Source organism: Candidatus Uabimicrobium amorphum (assembly GCF_009002475.1).
Taxonomy (GTDB): Bacteria; Planctomycetota; Uabimicrobiia; order Uabimicrobiales; family Uabimicrobiaceae; genus Uabimicrobium; species Uabimicrobium amorphum.
This window is the reverse complement of the sequence record NZ_AP019860.1, coordinates 5902215-5920934: the sequence shown is the minus strand read 5'-3', so window position 1 is coordinate 5920934 and position 18720 is coordinate 5902215. Positions and strand designations below refer to the sequence as shown.

General features: G+C 40.9%; 14 protein-coding genes. 3 read left to right on the top strand and 11 right to left on the bottom strand.

Annotated elements, in window-relative coordinates; all coding sequences use genetic code 11:
- Nucleotides 1–5: 5 nt before the first annotated feature.
- From UABAM_RS21480 to UABAM_RS33800, 6 genes are all read right to left on the bottom strand, one after another.
- Nucleotides 6–1694: a D-Ala-D-Ala carboxypeptidase family metallohydrolase gene (locus tag UABAM_RS21480; RefSeq protein WP_151970046.1), complete on the bottom strand. Its 1689-nt coding sequence runs from the start codon at nt 1692–1694 to the stop codon at nt 6–8.
- A gap of 139 nt (nt 1695–1833) precedes the next feature.
- The gene (locus UABAM_RS21475) at nt 1834–3924 is read right to left on the bottom strand and encodes a HEAT repeat domain-containing protein (protein ID WP_151970045.1); all 2091 of its coding nucleotides are present in this window, start codon (nt 3922–3924) and stop codon (nt 1834–1836) included.
- A 29-nt stretch (nt 3925–3953) separates the two neighbouring features.
- Nucleotides 3954–6134, bottom strand: coding sequence for a bifunctional serine/threonine-protein kinase/formylglycine-generating enzyme family protein (locus UABAM_RS21470; protein ID WP_151970044.1), 2181 nt, complete (start codon nt 6132–6134; stop codon nt 3954–3956).
- 11 nt (nt 6135–6145) lie between these two features.
- Complete coding sequence (locus UABAM_RS21465; protein WP_151970043.1) at nt 6146–7108, bottom strand: cation diffusion facilitator family transporter; 963 nt, start codon at nt 7106–7108, stop codon at nt 6146–6148.
- Nucleotides 7109–7141: 33 nt separating this feature from the next.
- A complete protein-coding gene (locus tag UABAM_RS21460; protein ID WP_229759293.1) occupies nt 7142–8302 on the bottom strand; it encodes an aldehyde dehydrogenase family protein in 1161 nt (386 codons plus the stop codon).
- The gene (locus UABAM_RS33800) at nt 8299–8544 is read right to left on the bottom strand and encodes a hypothetical protein (protein WP_229759292.1); all 246 of its coding nucleotides are present in this window, start codon (nt 8542–8544) and stop codon (nt 8299–8301) included. Before UABAM_RS33800 ends, UABAM_RS21460 begins: the two co-directional genes overlap by 4 nt.
- Nucleotides 8545–8654: 110 nt before the next feature.
- Here UABAM_RS33800 and aat point away from each other — a divergent pair, with 110 nt between their 5' ends.
- The 3 genes from aat to UABAM_RS21445 are packed head-to-tail and all read left to right on the top strand — an operon-like array spanning nt 8655 to nt 10674.
- A complete protein-coding gene (gene aat / locus UABAM_RS21455; RefSeq protein WP_151970042.1) occupies nt 8655–9332 on the top strand; it encodes a leucyl/phenylalanyl-tRNA--protein transferase in 678 nt (225 codons plus the stop codon).
- 26 nt (nt 9333–9358) lie between these two features.
- A complete protein-coding gene (locus tag UABAM_RS21450) occupies nt 9359–10318 on the top strand; it encodes a glycerophosphodiester phosphodiesterase (RefSeq protein ID WP_151970041.1) in 960 nt (319 codons plus the stop codon).
- Between the two features lie 2 nt (nt 10319–10320).
- Nucleotides 10321–10674, top strand: coding sequence for a hypothetical protein (locus UABAM_RS21445; RefSeq protein WP_151970040.1), 354 nt, complete (start codon nt 10321–10323; stop codon nt 10672–10674).
- Nucleotides 10675–10809: 135 nt separating this feature from the next.
- Here the strand turns inward: UABAM_RS21445 and UABAM_RS21440 are convergent, their stop codons facing one another.
- The 5 genes from UABAM_RS21440 to UABAM_RS21420 form a co-directional block, all read right to left on the bottom strand.
- Nucleotides 10810–11136 (bottom strand): hypothetical protein, encoded by a 327-nt coding sequence (locus UABAM_RS21440; protein WP_151970039.1) that lies wholly within the window; start codon nt 11134–11136, stop codon nt 10810–10812.
- A 408-nt stretch (nt 11137–11544) separates the two neighbouring features.
- A complete protein-coding gene (locus tag UABAM_RS21435; protein ID WP_151970038.1) occupies nt 11545–13719 on the bottom strand; it encodes an adenylate/guanylate cyclase domain-containing protein in 2175 nt (724 codons plus the stop codon).
- Between the two features lie 5 nt (nt 13720–13724).
- A complete protein-coding gene (locus UABAM_RS21430) occupies nt 13725–16469 on the bottom strand; it encodes an efflux RND transporter permease subunit (protein ID WP_151970037.1) in 2745 nt (914 codons plus the stop codon).
- Nucleotides 16470–16480: 11 nt separating this feature from the next.
- Nucleotides 16481–17677, bottom strand: coding sequence for a molybdopterin molybdotransferase MoeA (locus UABAM_RS21425; RefSeq protein ID WP_151970036.1), 1197 nt, complete (start codon nt 17675–17677; stop codon nt 16481–16483).
- A gap of 6 nt (nt 17678–17683) precedes the next feature.
- Nucleotides 17684–18709 (bottom strand): SAM-dependent methyltransferase, encoded by a 1026-nt coding sequence (locus UABAM_RS21420; protein WP_151970035.1) that lies wholly within the window; start codon nt 18707–18709, stop codon nt 17684–17686.
- Nucleotides 18710–18720 lie beyond the last annotated feature (11 nt).

The window sequence follows — 18720 nt, the reverse complement described above, 5'->3', positions numbered from 1 at the left end:
GTTGGTTACCAGCAATTTCCCGAATTGGGTAATTTGGTATAACTGCTGTATTTCCAACTGCGTTTTCCTTTAGGAGATAGTATTCCCAAGTGAATGGTGACACCACCAAGTCCTACGGACAGTTGCAAATCACCGCTCCAGTAATTTTGACACAAATAAGCTTGGGCCTTTGCACGACTTTGTGCAGACCTGAAGTCCAAATCCACAGCGAAGGCTTGTACGTGGTCACTTCCTTTCGCACCACCCACTTTGGAGTTGTAGCACGAAGGTCGCCACCAATTACGCATTTTCACTGGCTCATTGACTAGGGCACGCATTTTATCTGCCAACAGAGCAAGAGCAGCGCCCTTTGGCCAATCTTCGTGTGGTGGTAAAAAATTGTCAAAACCACACTGCTTGGCTTTATCTGGGTGATTTGGTCGGGTCATTTCTCTTGCTGAAAAATACCTAACCCCCACGGCGTCGAGATACATTTGAAATCCATCCACTGTTTTCGGAAACATGGTCGATTTCACGGCACTACCACCAAGTTGACGAATGGCATTCTCGAATGTGTTTGCTCGAACAGATGCGGGAACATGTAACACTTGTTTGTGCACTTTAAATGCCGCGATATTTTTCGGATTTTTGACGGTTTCTCTACTTCCGAGAATAGTGCCGTCTGCCGACATAAAAAAAACGCGGCTATTGGACATGACAATGGCAAAGACACCTTGACCTTGCGCATTTGTACAAAAACTCACCGCTTTAGTGTTGAGACCTTTGTTTCCCAAGGAATCTAATAGTGCAACGTGTTGAATTGCCTCGCCTTTTCTCAAAATACTCACACCGGTTTCGGCGTTTGCCACAACAAAAGAACCAGCGCCGTAGGCAAGTCCCTGTGAAAGTTTACTTTCGGTGTATATTCTATTTCCACCTTCTGCGACTATTTGCGCTGAATTCAAATCAATAGGAAAACCAGCGTCATTAAACACCGAAACCGAGTTGTTTTGAGGATTTGTCACGACAAATACACCATCGCCCCAAATCACATCTTTTGCGCCAACTCCGACAAAAATTTTGCGGACCGCGAGAGAAATTTCGCTGGTTTCTCCTTCGCGATAAACGAGTGATTGTAGAGTTGTATCGTGCGCACTTTTCTTTCCGGGCAAAGACAAATCTTTGCCACTAGGATTTTTGAAAAAATACACGTGGCCGTCAACGCTAGTAACCGCAAACAGTCCTTTGCCAACACCGCAAGCGTTTAATTTACCAGAAATCATCACATGTCCGCGGCGTTCGCCGTGTTCATCAATGAACAACATTCCCTTGTCACTGGACAGCAAAGCAAATTCACCTTCGTCAAATGCAAGTGCTGTTGTCGGCCCAACAATTCCTCGTTGAATTATTTTTCCAGAACTGTTCACCAAGTTCACATGTTCTTTTTCCATCACAGCGAGTATAGATCGCGATTTATTACTCACAAAACCTTGTAAACCAGAACCCCTGAATAAAAGAGTCTCTTTTCCAACCTCTTTGGCCAGCGGAGGTATATATAAACGGATATCGTGTTCATTGCCAATCGCAAATACATCCACTAAATTTTCATCTGCGACAACACTGAAATCTTCGGCAACACCACAACACTCTTGGGCTGTGATACTGCTCATTATACCGGTGAAGGTGACCATAATGGTCATCATTATATTTCTCATTTTACCCTCAGAAAAATAGAATATATTTTCTGCCAATTTTATTTAAGTATAACCAAATCAACGACTAAAAGTAAAGAAAACAAACTGTATACATCGCAAAAGGAGAGTGAAAGGGGTTGTCTTTTTCGAGGGTTTACCATTATTCTGCGTTCTCTTTTTCCCACGCACGGATCAATTCTCGGGCGCTCTTTTCAACACTTAAACGTCGCGCTCGACGACGTTCAATGCTATTCAATTTCTTTTTTCCTACCCACTTTTGCAAGGCAATATATAGATATCTCATTTCACTTTGTTTTTGATCAGCAATCGCTTCTTTTAGTTTGTTTATCAAAAGTTTCTCGGCGCGTTTGCGGTCAATTTTATGTAAAGCTTCCGCATAGATAAAATCTTGCTTTTGGTATGCTGTTGTTTGCAAATATAAATGTAGATTCTCCGGTGATTTGTGTTGCAAACTCGCATATGCCGCTCCACGCCGAACAGAGTCGTTGGTATGGGTGATATATTTACTCACCACATCAATAGACAGTGAATCAGAGCTTGCCCCCAAGCACATCAATATGACATGTTGTAAATGCGAATTATTGGTATTGTTCAGTATGTCAATGAGCATTTGGCTATCTATTTTTTGCGAATGTTTCCAGTGTAAAATGGACGCAACAACCCGTTGCATTTCCGTAGAGTTTTCATTGTGGGCGATCGCCAATAAATCAACCTGTGGTTTTTTGCTATATTCGATTAAACACAACAATGCAACAGGGAATAACCGCGGACTGTTCAATGTTTTCCACAAAAATGGCAAGATCGCACGATCTATTTTTTTATGTGTTTGTCTACGATAAGGACGGCGTGGACGGCTTGCACGGCGTTTACCACTGCGTTTATTCACCACTATGGGCTGTTGAGCTACAGGTTGCTGTGCTATAGGCTGTTGCGTTACCGGTAGCAAAAAAAGACAAGAATATGCTTTATGGTCGTAGAAAGAAGCACGAATATTATTCACTTCCGCAAAAACATGTGTGGTCAAACATATTCTGTCAAAGGTCATGTTTTCGTATTTTACGGCTTTTTTGTTTTGCAACCATTCTTTGGTTAACAACTCAACCCCGCTGCTGTGTTTTCTCGTGACATTTTCGCCTAACAAGATAGATATCGTAGACAATATCAGGTACTTTTGTTCATGTCTTCTTTGAAGATAATAGGATGCTAGGGCAGCAGAGACGCCTGCACGACAACGGTTCTCTTGCAAAGCACTTAAAGCATTTTGCAATGCACGCGACGAAGCATTTTCACTCCACAAAACTTTACATGCATTGCGTAAATTCCTTTGCAAATCACTGCTTTCCTTCACAACCAAGCGCTCATAGTCTTCTTGTAGACTCTCTACATATTGGGTATTTCCTCGCTTTTTGCTAGAGTCAAACAAATCGAGCTTGCCTCCGCGAAATAGGATGGAAAACAACGCCACCACTCCAAATACGAAGTACGCTATTTTTTTGAACGCGGCAAACGGTATCGTGTTAAAAGAATCTGGAATAAATTTTTCTTTTGTTAAACCTTCGTAAACGCGATGATCCGCCAAGGCATCACTTTTTTCGGTTTTCTTCTGATAGAGACCGGAAAAGGACCGTTTTTGCGCATTGGGGATTTCGTAATTGTGGTAATCGTAACGTTTTTCGTTTCTGGTCGTTTTTTTACTATATACATTTTCATTGGTCATGGCACTGTGCGGTTTATAACGATTGCCAGATTTGGAGTCAAAGGTCATCTCTACTGCCACGTACACCACAGATAAAAACACGCTAAATGAAAAGGAAATGGTACAGAGATTTACTCCCATCAACAAAACCAAGGTACAATTCTCTGCGATTTTCCGCCATGAATGTGGCCAAAAAATGTACACGAGCCCCGATAAAACGAAAGTGACTAGGGTAAAAAAAATCGTGACAACCACTGCGCCCTTAATAGCTCCCCAAGTCAACTTGGCAAATAAACCTGACAGTCTGTGGTTTTCATAGTGCATGGAGGCAACAAGTATAATATGCGCAAAATTGGCCATTAGCATCGCCGCATAGACCGCACCCAGAACTCCTCTTGTTGGTATGATAAATTCTTTTATAACCGGGAGCGACATTAACAAACCGAGAGAAACACCAAAGGCAAAAACATGTCGCCAATTTTTATAATACGCCACAAAAAGAATGATAATTGCAATGATATATTTAATCGACATATTCATTCACTCGAAAAAGAAAACCCAAATTATTTTTCGTCACAACGGCGCATCAAGCGCAGCCCGACAAAATCAACACGCTTAGAGGGATGAAAACCGCGACGCGAAGCGCTACGCATTAAAGATTCCTGAACCAGACTCCAGCTCCCACTGCGGATGGAAATCAAGTATCCTTTCGTCATTAGTGGATCTTTTTGCACTTGATTTAGCTGCTGGTACGGTCCGTAATAATCGCGATTCCACTCCCAAACATTGCCCATCATATCATGGAGTAAAAAAGGATTTTGCCCCAAACTACCCACGGGAGCTAAAAGATAAAATCCGTCACTCACTCTTTGTTGAATGCGAAACGATATTTGGCTGAGTAATTGATCGGCAAGATTTGCATGTTTACCGACCAGGCCAATATCGTTTCCCCAATAAAAAATGGAAGTAGTACCTGCGCGACAAGAGTATTCCCACTGTGCCTCAGTGGGCAAATGAAAACTTTTTCCCAATTTTGGCAACAATTTACGGCGAATATCTTCATATGAAACAAAGACAATCGGATGTTGTCGGTGGACTCGTAAGTCTTGCTGTAGAGGATTTTCTCCCGTGACATCCTTCCATTGTTCGCATGTCACCTCGTATTTACCCAGCCAAAAACATTTACTAATCAGGACTTTATGTTGTTGTTCTTGATTACTTCTTCCTCTTTCAAAATAAGGAGATCCCATAAAAAATAGCCCTGGAGGTATCAGCATCATTCGCATGTTCACACGGCGTAAAACAAAATCTTTCTCTACAGGTAAATTATGTTGCTGTGCATACCATTTTTGGTATTCTCCTGCGTATTGTACTTGCTGAGGATGTCTTAGGTTTTTCCACACTAATTGAGTGAAATCAAAATATTTTTGTTTCTCATTCCAACATTTGTCCCATATTTTTGCAGGCAAGGGCATCTTAGTTTGCGTTTCGATTTTAACAGAGGCACTCCTCGTAGTATTTTGCTTCTCCTCATTGCCAAGCGCTGCAAAATTTTGCACAACGAACATTAGGATAACTCCGATGAAAGCACCACTTAGTAGGGCGATCATCCATGCCGCATAATTGGATTTAGGTTTCTGTTGATCTTTATATTTATTCAATCGCCTACGCGTAGTGTGTGTACTTGTTTTTGTCGCAGGTGGAGAGTCCATTTGCGGAACATAACGCGTCACAAGATCACTATCGCGAACTTTTATTTTCACCGCGTGTAGGGAGTGAAGTAACTGTGGATTTACCGCGGTAATATGAAAACTACTCATTCTCTGTGTGGCATGCTGTAATTTTTGGTGCAACTCTTCAAATATATGCGCCATCTGTCCAGCGCTTTGCCATCGACAATTAGAGTCTTTCTCCATAGCTTTTGCGACAACACGGGAGACTTCTTCATACAGCCACCTTGGCTCTAAGTGCACAGCATCTTTAATTTCAAGAGGGGAAAACGAATTGATGGCAAAAAAGCATTCAAAAATCCCTTTACGGTCAAAAGGCGAATGACAAGTATCTGTGAAAAGTTGATAAAGAACAGTCCCCACAGAAAAGATATCACTTGTGGCGGTAATTTTGCCTTTTGTTTGCTCAGGACTAAGATACATCGCCGTCCCCAACACCTGTCCGTCGAGAGTCAGATGATTTTCGCCCATCTGTTTTATATTTTTACCGATACCAAGATCCAGTATCTTGGTAAGACCTTTGGCACTATTGATCATTATATTTGCCGGTTTTATATCGCGATGTATGATACCCGCGGTATTTAGAACTTCGATTCCACGACAAATTTTATTGGCAATGGCGAGTTTGTCACTAAGATTTAGAGGAGCTTTTTTCAAAAGTGTCTCTTCCAGCGACGCTCCCTCTACATATTCAATAATCATATGCAGGTAACCATTTTCTTCAAAAAACTCATATGCACGTATGAGGTTTTCATGGTTGATGATAGAAAGAAGTTTATATTCACGTATAAAACGATCGCGATGAGACTGGTTTCCAGATGATCTTATACTTTTAATAGCAACAACTTTATTCGACCGCGTATCAATCGCTTGATAAACGTTTCCCATAGCACCACTACCGAGCTCTTGCATAATACGATAACTACGTATTGTGGCTTGACGCGGAGACATTTCTTGTAAGGATCGTGTTTTTACATTTTCAATAAAAGAATCTGGTAATCGATGTTCGTCCATATAAATTCAACCTAATGCGTATGTGAGTGCGAATGTGCATGTGTATGTGAGTGCTTACGCTCATCAAAAACAAGAGCCTTATTATTCGTACAACCATACTCCGCCTGCAAAGTAACATGGTGGATATTAAATTCATCACGCAATATATTTTCCACTTCACGGATATGCTTGCAAACTTCGCTAAGTTTTAAATCTTCTTCAAAATCAACACGTGCTTCACAATGTATTTCCTGATCGTTAAGTTGCCATAAGTGGAAATGATGAATGCTCGCAATGGCCGGTAGTTTGCAAATTTGTTGTTGTATCTCGTTAAGGTCAATACCTTGTGGAGCGAATTGCATGAGTATTTTAAGTGTTCTTATCACAAGTCCTAGGGAAGAGTATACCAAATAAATAGCGATCAACACGGAGAGTACACTATCTACCCAGTAGACTTGCATGGTGTAAATAGCAACCCCTCCTAGCAACACCGCTACAGAAGTGACCATATCAAAGAATAGGTGCAGAGAAGCGGCCTCGATATTCATATTGTCTTTTGCCTCTTTACGCAACAGCAAAACACTTCCGCCGTTTACCGCAATCCCTAGAATGGCCAAAACAATTACCCATGTAGAATCAATAACAATAGGATCGTACAAACGCTCAAAAGCCTCTTTCACAAGAAAAAGTGCAACACCAATGAGAATAACTGCGTTGATAAACGCGGCCATAATTTCAGCACGTTTGTAACCATAGGTAGTTTCGTGAGTATATTCTCTTTGAGTCAGACGGTTGGCCACATAACTTAAGGCTAAAGAAATAACATCGCTTAAGTTATGCAACGCATCGGAAATGAGCGACAAACTTCCCGAAATAATTCCTCCCACTATCTGCGATAGAGTAATCGCGGTATTGAGAAGAATAGATAGCATTAGCTTTTTGCCTTTTAAATCCGGATGATGGTGGTGACAGTGTCCGTGATGTTGGTGAGCCATGTGTGTCTCCTCTTCAAAGTTTGTCGCAATAACCTAGGTAAAGTATTTCATTGTCAGTTGCAGTAGTTTTCTTCGCGTCGAAGTATAGGGGGGTAGAAACAAACGCGACAAGTTAAATAGCTTTGACTGGTATAAAACTGCACGTTCATGAGAAAAGGCCTTGAAGCCAAACTCGCCGTGGCTACTTCCCACACCGCTGTTGTTTACTCCACCAAATGGGAGATTTGCATGGGAAAAATGAATCATGGTGTTGTTTACCACCGTACCTCCAGCAGTGGTTTGTGCGATGAGATTTTTTATTTGCGATTTGTTATTGCTGAAAATATACATCGCCAGCGGTTTATGATTTGTGTTGATATATTGAACCACTTCTTTGATGTCTTCATATTCCATAATCGGTAGCACCGGACCAAATATTTCTTCTAACATTACGGCATGGTTTGAGTTGACTTCGGACAGAACGGTGGGAGCGATAAAGTTGTCTTCGTCATTTGTTTCGCCGCCACATTCTAACTTAGCCCCTTCGCTAACCGATTCATCAATCAAATGTTTGACGCGTTTGAAGTGTCGATCATTGACAATACGGCAATAGTCCTGATTTTTTTCCAAAGCATCTTGCCCGAAAAAAGTACTTACCGCCGACTTCAATTCATCAATCAATTGCTGCTTTTTGTTTTTCTGCACGAAAATATAATCGGGTGCAATACATGTCTGTCCGTTATTGGTAACTTTCCCCCACATAATGCTTTGTGCAGCACTTTTAACACTTGCCGTTTCATCGACAATTACCGGAGATTTCCCGCCCAATTCTAGCGTTACCGAAGCCAAATTTTTGGCCGCCGCCGCCATGATAATTTTTCCCACCATCGGACTTCCGGTGAAGAAAATATGATGAAATGGTTGCTCTAGGAGTTCCGTCGATACCTCGACACCTCCTTCGACAACAGCGACTTGTTTTTCCTCAAAAATATCGGCGATAAAACTTTTGATAAATGCCGATATGTTCGGCGTTAGCTCCGAAGGTTTTAAAACCACGGTATTTCCAGCGGCAATGGCAGAGACTAGAGGGCCTAAGGTTAAGTTGATCGGATAATTCCAAGGAGAAATGATTAAAACAACTCCTTTGGGTTCATAGTGTAAACGCGCTTTGGTTCCCAGCATGGTAAGGGAAGGAGATACTCTCTTCGGCTTCATCCACTTTTTAACTTGCGAATCGTATGCCGCACTTCGGTAATGACAGGCATGATTTCCGCCAAATCAACTTCCATCTCTCCTTTTTTGTAGTCTTGATAGCATACTTTGTATATTTCGGGGGTTTTTTGATACAGGTGGCGTTCTAATTTTTTTAGTAGTGCAATTCTCTCTTTTGCAGTTGTTTTTTTCATTGTTTCGCTATACTCATTTTGTAAGCGAAAAATACGTTCTATCTCAGACATAGTATTGTCCCTCTAAAATGCTTGCTAAATTTGTCGCTATTTGTCAAACTATAATAAATTATCCACTGAACTTCCAATAAATTATTCCGTCAAAAATATATAGGTTATATATGGTTCGTTATCTTTTACCCCATAGCAGTTTTCCCGATCCCGTGGAGGCAGACGAAAACGGTCTCGTTGCGGTCGGAGGACAATTAACAACAAAAACATTGCTCGAAGCCTACTCAAAAGGTATCTTTCCGTGGTTCAATTATCCACCTATTTTATGGTACTCTCTTTCTCCAAGAATGATTCTCGTCCCGGACGAACTTTATGTTGGGCGCACTTTACGCAGTGCCGTAAAAAAACAAAAATTTCATATAACCCTCGACACTTGTTTTCGCAAGGTCATCGAAGAGTGCGCGAAAAAGAAACGCCCCGGACAATATGGAACATGGATTAACAAGGACATGGTCGCCGCATACTCGCGTTTACATGATGACGGATATGCTCATTCTTGTGAAGCATGGTTAGATGGTAAGTTAGTCGGTGGGCTGTACGGTATATCTTTGGGCAAAGCATTCTATGGCGAATCAATGTTTGCACATGAGAACGACGCTTCAAAGATTGCTTTTGTTCATCTAGTCAAACAATTACAAAAATGGAAATTTCACCTGATCGACTGTCAGATGCATACGGATCATTTACAACGCTTTGGTGCAAAATTATGGGAGCGCGAGGTGTTTGAAAATGCACTGCGTAAAGCTCTCGAATACCCCACCAAACAAGAAAAATGGAAATTTGATTAAACTCCAGGGTTTAGTAAGGTAAATCGATGAAAAAATATATTACACTACTGGTAATACTTTTATCTATATCAGTTCACGCGCAGCACAATCCTTTTTTATATGGACAAAAACAACCATTTGAAGTTTTGGCAATTGCCCATCGTGGTGCAAGTGCTTATGCTCCCGAGAATACAATGGTCGCTTTTAAAAAAGCCATTGCCATGGGGGCACACATGTTTGAGCTCGATACACATGTTTCCAAAGACGGCGTTGTCATTGTGTTTCATGATGACGTTTTGACAAAGTGCACCGATGTCGCAAAAGTGTTTCCAGATCGCGACACATATTTTGTCAACGATTTTACCTACGATGAACTGCAAAAGTTAGACGCGGGTTCTTGGTTTGTAAAGAAAATGGAGAAGATCAATTATACGAAAGAGGAACGTAAACTCATTACCGAGGAAGATGTTGCATTTTATGTCAGTGGCAAGGTAAAAATTCCGCGTTTACAAGATGTACTGAAATTTGCCAAGAAAAATAGTTGCTACGTGAATATAGAGATTAAATCCATCGCACAATTTTACCCTGATATCGCCAAAAAAGTAGTTTCTTTGGTGGAAAAAGAACAAGTCGAGAATCAAGTCATCATCTCATCTTTTGATCATTATGAGATTGTAAAATGCAAAAAATACAATGCCAAGATTGCAACCGCCGCTTTGTGTAGCGCGCGAATTTTTAAACCGGGAACTTATTGCAAATCTATCCAAGCAGATGCGGCAAACCTAAAATTAGTAACATTTGGCTTTCATTCCATACGCTTTCGCAACAACGGACAACTTCCTTTAGAACCAGTACAAAATTCTATAAAAGAGGGTATAAAGACAAATGTATGGACAGTAAATGACCCCAAACAAATGGAAGTTCTCATTCGTTCAGGAGTAAGGGGAATTATATCCGACTATCCCAATCGTATCGTTCGCATAATTAATCATTTGAAAGAGGAGTAGAGATGCGAAAACATTATTTTTTAGTTGCTATGTGCGTTTTCATCGTCTCATGTCAATTGCCCACGGCAAACTATTTACGAGATAACACTTTCCCGAAAAATGACGCAACCAAATTGGCTCTGTCTCCTGTTTTGTTGCCCACATACATTGTCGCGTGTGTTGTCGATATTGCACTTGTCAACCCTGCGCGTGGAACATTGAACGTTCCGAAGGTAAGTAAAACAATTTGGGGATGGCAAAATCGCGAACCATGGCTTGGCTATGGTGTGTTAATGCCTGTCAAAATAATTGGTATTCCACTCGCCGCGATAGGAACAACAGCGATGTCAGAACAATTTATTTATAGTAGTAAGTAAACGTACACTCGTTATACTTGTGTGACGAAGACGCCAATTATCGTAAACTAAGCGCCTTCGTCACCAAGCAATCATTCCAAAAAAGCATGCGTATTCTCGCATGAATTGATCTTTGATAAATTTCGGGTAAATACTTTACAGCCTGGAAAGAGATAAATTCGCCACCGAATTATGCAATGATGCATGATGCCTCCCCAGCATTTTCCCATCCGCTACTAAATTAAAAGACAGTGTGAATTTAGTGATCTTCAATTTATTTACAACAACTCTTTTTGCGCAGGGAATTACTTCCCATAATAGTGTTTTGTCACCATATTTGAGCAAAAGGATTGATTCAGAAGGTTGGGTAAAATAAAACGAACAGCAAGTAGGAATTGGTTTTCCACGTTTGGCAAGAAAAACTTTATTGTCACCGTTAACTTCATTAGAGATTTCAATCCTTAGGTTGTTTTTAAGACGCATGCTAAATCTCCTTAAAATTGCAGTTGATAAATAGTTTTTTGCAATAAAGACTGTAATTGTCTTCCTGTTTTCATATTAACATATATTAAAGTGATACATTTATCAAGTAAAAAAATGAAAAAATAATTACTTATATGACAATTTGTATTCATTTGTGGTGGCTAGTGTAGGTATTCGTTGGTGTGGAAGTGGTTTGGCGTAGGTATTTGTGGGCGGATAAATTTTTTTACTTAGGGGGATCATCCCTGCAAAATCAGGATGTAATACCTTATAATGTAAAACTTACAAGTACATGTCATCCCCATAAAAATGGGGATCCAGCGTTTACAAGTCAATTTTATGTTGCTGGTTTCCCACTTACGCGGGAATGACACATGAGAGCGAACGGTTCTTGGAATTCTGGCAGTTTTAGTTCCCTGCTAGCTCCCGTTCGCATTTTTCGATGGCAAGATGAGTCGGTTGGTCTTGAGGGTCTTGTTCTGCTACTTGATGAAATATTTCTAGGGCCTTTTGCCAGTTTTTTTCATTGTAGGCGAGCATACCGGCGGTATAAAGACGCGCAACTTTTTGTTTTGCGGGTGAGATGTCGTCTTTCTCCGCAATTAGCTCGTAAATCGCCACACACTGAGTTTTTCCTTTCACAACGACAAAGTCGAGAAGGCGCGTTTCGAAATGATCTTTCACCACATGATAAGTACTTTCACCGATCACGATCGTTGTTCCATACACTTTGTTGATCGCTTCTAAGCGACTGGCTAAGTTAACGCTATCTCCCACAGCGGTGTAGTCCATGCGATCATCGCACCCCATATTACCGACAATCGCCTCGCCGGTATTGATACCAATGCGAACTTTCCACTCCACATTGCCTTGCCATTTTTTCGCCAACTTTTGTGTCTGATGTTTGGTAATAAGCGCGGCGCGGCATGCTAGAATCGCATGATCTTGTACATCGTGAGGTGCTCCCCAAAACGCCATCACGGCATCTCCAATAAACTTGTCGACTGTTCCTTGGTAACCGTGAATCGTATTGCTCGCCATATCGAGATACTCGCTTAGATGTTGTAATAAATCTTCTGTCGACATCGATTCGGCAATAGTTGTAAAACCAACAACATCGGAAAAGAATGTGGTGATATTTTTCTTTTCTCCCCCCAAACAAGCTTCTCTTGATCCGGCTAAAAGATTATGCACCACATCACTTGGCACAAATTTTTTAAAACTTCGTAGTCCGGATTTCATTTTCTCAAAAGCCAAAGTCATGCGATCGACCTCTATAATTCGCGAGCGTGCCATCGTGCCCTTGTTCAATTGTAAATTCTTGACTTTTTCCATCTCGCTCTCAAGTGTCTTGAGAGACGAAGATAAGCGCTTTGAGAAAAACAAGCTAACGATAAGAGCAATCGCGATACTCAAACCAGCAATGACGAAACTAATGATATTTGTCCAGTACACTACTGACATAAAATCATCTTCAGGTGAAATAATGACTATTTTCCAATTCCAGCCCATCTCTTTAGCGAACGGAGCGTACATCGCAATATAGTCCTCGCCACCATGTTCAAACGAAACATTCACGATTTCGTCAGATAGCATTTCATTTGCTTTAAGAAATAGCGATTTGTAGTTGCTTTTTAGCTTTTTCGAAGTGGTGTCTAGGTATTCTTTGAATCTGCTTTTGAGTTTCTTGTTGTTCTTAACTTTGAGTTGTAGCGAAGTATAAAATGTTTGTAGTGTTGGATTGGGAGCATCTTTTGCATGGCACAGTTTGTAAGAAACGGTTCCTTTCATGTCATCGTGGCGTTGCGATATTTTGCGAATATCTTCGCGATCTTTTGCCGGAAGTGCAATCACCTCATCTTTGTGATTCAAGATAAAAGCCTTACCGTTGTTACCGATGCGTAAGTTACCAAGGAAAAACGAAAAACCACTAATACTGATGTCTATTCCCACGACGCCTATCAACTTTTTGTTTTTATCATATACAGGTGTTGAACAAGTAATTCCCGGTGTCTTGTCACTGTAAAAAAGATATACGTCTGTCCAACTAACTTTTTGCGTCTTTGTCGATTCTTGAAACCACGGACGTTTACGTGGATCAAAGGCTGTTTTTAGAGACTCCTTCGCATTAGGGTACTGTTTCGCCCACTGCGGGTTTTCGTGTTCCCATGTACTATAAACAAATTTTGATGTTCGGCGTACTGTCTTTGTACTGAAGGTGTCATCGGGCATGCGTTTGACCATAAAAAAGTCACCATCTACTTTTCCGAAAGTGACCATAGCAAATTGCTTATTTACATGAAGAAGCTGCCGAAAATACTGTAGCAAAATTTTTGGGTTTTGTGTTTGCACCACCTGATTTGCGGTGAGATTCTTGCTTAATTTAGAAGCGGTTTCTGCCGTATACAAGTAATTAACACATTTATCCGCCATATGCAGAGAAATGTTGCGCATCAAATCTTTTAAGATGAATTGTACAGAAATTTTACTGTTAAAATAAAATACTGTAATAAGCATACTAGAACAAAGAATGATAAGGAACAACAATACTACGAGAATACTAGTTCGTATACTGACGCGCATCTTAATTACTCCTTTGGTAATTTTTCTTGATCAAATAAAATAAGGGCCACAGGCAAAATAGTTACCGAGAAAACAAAGCACAAGCTCACTCCTACCCCCACTAAAATTCCCAAGCCAATAAGACCACTGTGGTTGGTAAAAAGCAGTGCCCCAAAACTAACTAAAGTAGTGATGGTTGTCAACAAAATAGCACGTCCTGTCTCACTGATGGTTTTGATGATATCACCATTTTCGCGAAAGCGATGCACAATATGAACCCCGTCATCGATACCAATGCCGAATATAAGCGGGAACGCCGACAACATTAAAATACTAATAGTGACATTGCTCATGCATATAATGCCCATACTAATTATTCCACTAAATACAAGTGGTAGAATGGCAAAAAATAAGTACTTAGGGCTGCGAAAATCCAGAAGCAATATCACCACAAGAACAATAAGTACTGCAGAGAGAATAATCGGAAAGTCGCGCAAACCTCCGGTGACAAATTTTTTGGTAATGACCAACATCCCCGTCGCTTTTCCCGGAGCAATGTTTTGTAGCGCCCTTTCAATTTCATCAATATTGTCAGGATCCAGACTACTATCCTTAGGGTAGGCGAATATTAAAAACTCATCACCGGTATTGCTCTCAAAACGCTCGCGAAAATACCCAGGTAGATTTTGCAAGGTAAGAGGCCTTATATTTGTTGTTAGTTTTTTTATGGTCTTAACCGCTTGCATCGCTTGTTGGGCAATGACAGACTCTAAATATGCCAGATTTTCGCGTACGATGTGATCATTCTTTTGTATGTATCTACGCAGGGAGCGCAACTGACTCTCGATGTCGTTGAGAACCTCCATCGTTTGCGACGAATGAATGAACTCCTTTACCAGAACAACATCTAATTGCATACGCGAAAGAAGTAGAATAATACGCGCCACATCAAACGATGACACCTCATCGCGTCCAGGTACATTACGCGCCCGTAGTTCTTTTACCACTTCGTGAATGCGTTCTATCCTTTTTAAACGTTTGCGCTGTTTGTGCATAGGAGGAATGAGCTGGCTAATCGACATTACTTCGGCAAATACATCGCATTTTTGCAAGCGTTGTGTGAATTCGCGGTCTTCTTCGAGATCACTAGCGGTTACCATCACGAAATCGTTGGTGCGATTAAATTTTGCTTGTACTTTGCGTTTTGTTTCTAACGAGGGAATATTGCGCTGGATAATTTTTTCCAAATTGTATTCCATGCGAAAATGGCGTATCTGGTAGCCAAAAAATAGCAGTGCCACAATAGAAAGTACCAAAAAATTATACGGGTGTCTTTGTATTTGTTGTGCCCACCATGTCAGGAAGCGATTGTCTTTGTATCCGTAATATGCTTTCGTTTTGTTTCCCTTGAGAAGAAGATACAAAATAGCGGGAAAAAACACTACCATGACGATCATACAACTCAAGAGTCCCCACCCTGTGGTAAATCCCAAATGATTCGCCGCTTTATCTTCAGCGACACACATCGCAAAAAAGGCCATGGCCGATGTCACACCACCTGTAATAATTCCACGTCCACTTGTAACCACTGCCTGTTGGATTGCCACCTGATAGTCCAACGTCTTTTTGTATTCCTCATTGATTCGCACCATAATGTGAATGGCAAAATCAACCCCCAAACCAAAAAGAAGTATGGCAAATATCATCGAAGTGATGCTCACAAATCCAATGCCTATTTTCACCATACCAAAAGTCCACACCATGGCCATTAACATGGGAATGGCAACAAGTATCGGTCCCAAGGCAAGTTTCGAAATGTAAAAAAATAGCATGGTCACCATAATGAGAGAGAGAAATGATAGCCATTGAAAGCGATTTAAGGTAAAGGCCTGGTCCTCATATCCGGTGGCCATCATACCACTAAATCCCACTGTAATGCCTGGATATTGATCTACCGTTTCTTGGGTGATTCTCTTTATGTCTTCAAAAAACGATATGCCAAAAGGAACTTCAATCAAATCGACATTTAATCTCATAAAGATAAGCAGCATTTTTTTATCTTGAGAAAAAATATAACCATCGTCGACATCGAGAAACACACGGTTTTCGGCAGAAAATAACGAAGATATTTTTTCCTTCACTTGCGAAGATTGCACATCGCTTCCTTGTGTAACATACATATGCATTACATCAAGCCATGTGCGAAATTGACGTAAATTTTTTTGTATGTCTTGCTCTTTCGGAGCTTGTAACGAATCGAGCTGTAGAGAGTTGAATTGCAACAACGCGTACGTTTTTTCGAGAAGGCCAGGCAGAGACAAGTCGCGATATGTCGCACGTAGTGGGTAATTGTTTTTTTCGAAAAAGTTTGCCAAATCCTCAAGCTGTTGGTTTTGTGTGAGCAGCAAACCGTACTTGCGATAAAAATCTGTGTCGATTTTATAGCGAAAAGAACGTACCACCGACAAAGTACCCGCGTCACGCGCTTGGTCAAACGCTTTTTCCAGCGCGCGAGCAAATTTTTTGGATTGTTGAGGATTGTCACTCTCCACAGCAATCAGTAGGTCTGAAGATGCCCCAAATTTTGCTGTAACTTTTTTAAAGCGATTGAGTTCCTCGTCTTCCGGCATGATCGCCAAAAAACTCAAATTGATTTCGAGAGTTGCGGCAAGAGAACCAAGGACAATAGTTAGTATCCCACAGATCAGAAAAATTTTCTTGTACTGCGTTGTGGTGTAACCGGCGATAGTGTGCAATAATTTTTGATACATTTTTCATCCAGTTACCAAGGATAAAAGGGAACTAAGGTCTGTTTGGCGAAGTAATTGGTGTTTGCGTCTAACTTTACATAACCGTGCGTGCCAATTAAAGAGGCGTAATCTCCAGAGCCAGCGGTTGGACAAGGATCTGCCACGAGTTGCCCTTGTATATTTTCAATTTTCACCGGCAAAAAATACGTCAAATTTTTGCGAAAATTAAAATCCGACTTCAGTACCGCAAAAGAAGGGCGTTGGGGTAAGGAGCAACACTTATTCAAGTATGGTACGACATAATGGCGAAAATTAGTGATGGCGGTCACGGGATTTCCCGGTATGGCAAATACTGGTTTATTTGTGGTGGTATGAACTCCAAATGTCAGTGGTTTTCCTGGACGCTGTTGTACACGGCGAAATTTTAACTCCACTCCCAAAGAATCTAAAACTTCGGGAACATAGTCATATTTACCTTTGGACACTCCGCCACTTAAAATAAGAACATCGAAATCCTGGAGAATGTCTCGCAGTTTGTTATGCAATTGCTCTTTGTCGTCTTTGAGGTGGAAGATCATTGTTTGATCAAAACCGTGTTTGTGTAAGCCACTCTCTATCGCATATGTATTTGACATGCGTATTTGATAGGGCGCAACTTGCGCATCTACCGCAACAAGTTCGTCTCCTGTGGCGATAATCGCAATTCTTGGTATGCGGTACACTTCCACTTCGTATTTGCCCACCGAAGCAATCACGGAAATATGATGCGCTTCGATTCGTTGTCCCTCAGAAATCAGTTTACTTCCACTTTTGTAGTCACTTGCTTGTTGATGCACATTGGTCATTTCTTGCAACTGAATTTCTTCCACAACATGGGCTATGTTGTTCTCTATCTTTAAGTACTCGACTGGAATAACGCAATCACAACCTGTCGGTAAGACGGCACCGGTCATAATTTCCCAACAGCCTTCGCTATTTTGCAAAGAAACACAAGGAGAACCAGCTCCTTGTGTTCCTTCAATCACAAAGCTTTTTTGCCCTTTGTGCCATGCGCTAAGAGCAATCGCAATTCCATCCATCGCCACGCGGTGGAAAGGCGGAAGATCGCGATCGGCAACAATGTCTTCCGCCAAAACTCTACCATAACTTTTGTCAAAAACGCACAACTCTTTGGGAAATTCGTTTACCTGTGCAATAATTGTTTCAAAAGCTTCTTTTACACTAATCATATTTCCCTACTTTTTGGTAAATAAATAATGATTTACCATCCATTCGTGTCCCTTGTTGTAAGCGAACAATTCCGAACACGCCATAAAGAAAGTACGCCAATACACCCACCACTTACGCGCATTTTCTTTGCCATACGTTTCTTCTAAGATGGGATAAATTACCGACTTTTGAGTGGTCATCTTTTCCAGCCACGCTTCTAAAGTTTTTGAGTAGTGTCTTCCGTCAATCAACCAATGATTTTTCACCACTAAATCATCGTTAAAGTAAAAAAACAGGTGATTTGATGGCATAATACCTCCGGTAAAAAAGTACTTTGCCATCCAATCGGTTTCATCATTTACTTCAAACAAATATGTATATTTATGGTGGGCAAAAATATGAACAAATAATTTGCCGTCGTCGACAAGCCAATGATTAATTTTTGCAAGAAGTTGTTGATAATTGCGCATGTGCTCAAACATCTCTACAGACACAACGCGATCAAACTTTTCCTCTGTTTCAAAATGCGTTACATCTGCGGTGATCACTTCCACATTATTGAGATTTTTTTTCTGTAACTTGGCGTCGATAAATTGCTTCTGTGGTGCAGAATTCGAGACAGCAGTGATTTTTGCATTGGGATATTTTTCCGCCATGTAAGTGGTCAAGGACCCCCAACCACAACCGAGTTCTAGAATTTTTTGCCCATCTTGCAGTTGCGCACGTGACACGCTCAATTCGAGCATCTCTTTCTCAGAACCTGCAAGATCATTAGAGTTCTTCCAATATCCAGAACTGTACTTCAAGTATGGACCAAGAACTTTTTCAAAAAATACCGGTGGTAGTTCATAGTGCTGCTCGTTGGCTTTATCTGCCTCGACAGCAATGGCGTCTTTACGCAGTAGTTCTACCATTTTGGTAAACGCATCCTGCTCATCATCAAGCCATTCACTATACAACGAATCTAAGCGCATTTTCAATAAATTGCGGATTCCTTTGCGGATCGCCGCATCAGGTAAAACATTTTTTTCTAACAGTTTTAACGTGAACATTGCTAAACCAA

What these genes read in the sequence shown, in the direction of transcription:
- UABAM_RS21430 (WP_151970037.1), bottom strand. Translation starts at nt 16,469, where the DNA reads ATGTATCAAAAATTATTGCACACTATCGCCGGTTACACCACAACGCAG.
- aat (WP_151970042.1), top strand. Translation starts at nt 8,655, where the DNA reads ATGGTTCGTTATCTTTTACCCCATAGCAGTTTTCCCGATCCCGTGGAG.
- UABAM_RS21445 (WP_151970040.1), top strand. Translation starts at nt 10,321, where the DNA reads ATGCGAAAACATTATTTTTTAGTTGCTATGTGCGTTTTCATCGTCTCA.
- UABAM_RS21425 (WP_151970036.1), bottom strand. Translation starts at nt 17,677, where the DNA reads ATGATTAGTGTAAAAGAAGCTTTTGAAACAATTATTGCACAGGTAAAC.
- UABAM_RS21435 (WP_151970038.1), bottom strand. Translation starts at nt 13,719, where the DNA reads ATGCGCGTCAGTATACGAACTAGTATTCTCGTAGTATTGTTGTTCCTT.
- UABAM_RS21465 (WP_151970043.1), bottom strand. Translation starts at nt 7,108, where the DNA reads ATGGCTCACCAACATCACGGACACTGTCACCACCATCATCCGGATTTA.
- UABAM_RS21480 (WP_151970046.1), bottom strand. Translation starts at nt 1,694, where the DNA reads ATGAGAAATATAATGATGACCATTATGGTCACCTTCACCGGTATAATG.
- UABAM_RS21470 (WP_151970044.1), bottom strand. Translation starts at nt 6,134, where the DNA reads ATGGACGAACATCGATTACCAGATTCTTTTATTGAAAATGTAAAAACA.
- UABAM_RS21460 (WP_229759293.1), bottom strand. Translation starts at nt 8,302, where the DNA reads ATGAAGCCGAAGAGAGTATCTCCTTCCCTTACCATGCTGGGAACCAAA.
- UABAM_RS21420 (WP_151970035.1), bottom strand. Translation starts at nt 18,709, where the DNA reads ATGTTCACGTTAAAACTGTTAGAAAAAAATGTTTTACCTGATGCGGCG.
- UABAM_RS33800 (WP_229759292.1), bottom strand. Translation starts at nt 8,544, where the DNA reads ATGTCTGAGATAGAACGTATTTTTCGCTTACAAAATGAGTATAGCGAA.
- UABAM_RS21450 (WP_151970041.1), top strand. Translation starts at nt 9,359, where the DNA reads ATGAAAAAATATATTACACTACTGGTAATACTTTTATCTATATCAGTT.
- UABAM_RS21475 (WP_151970045.1), bottom strand. Translation starts at nt 3,924, where the DNA reads ATGTCGATTAAATATATCATTGCAATTATCATTCTTTTTGTGGCGTAT.
- UABAM_RS21440 (WP_151970039.1), bottom strand. Translation starts at nt 11,136, where the DNA reads ATGCGTCTTAAAAACAACCTAAGGATTGAAATCTCTAATGAAGTTAAC.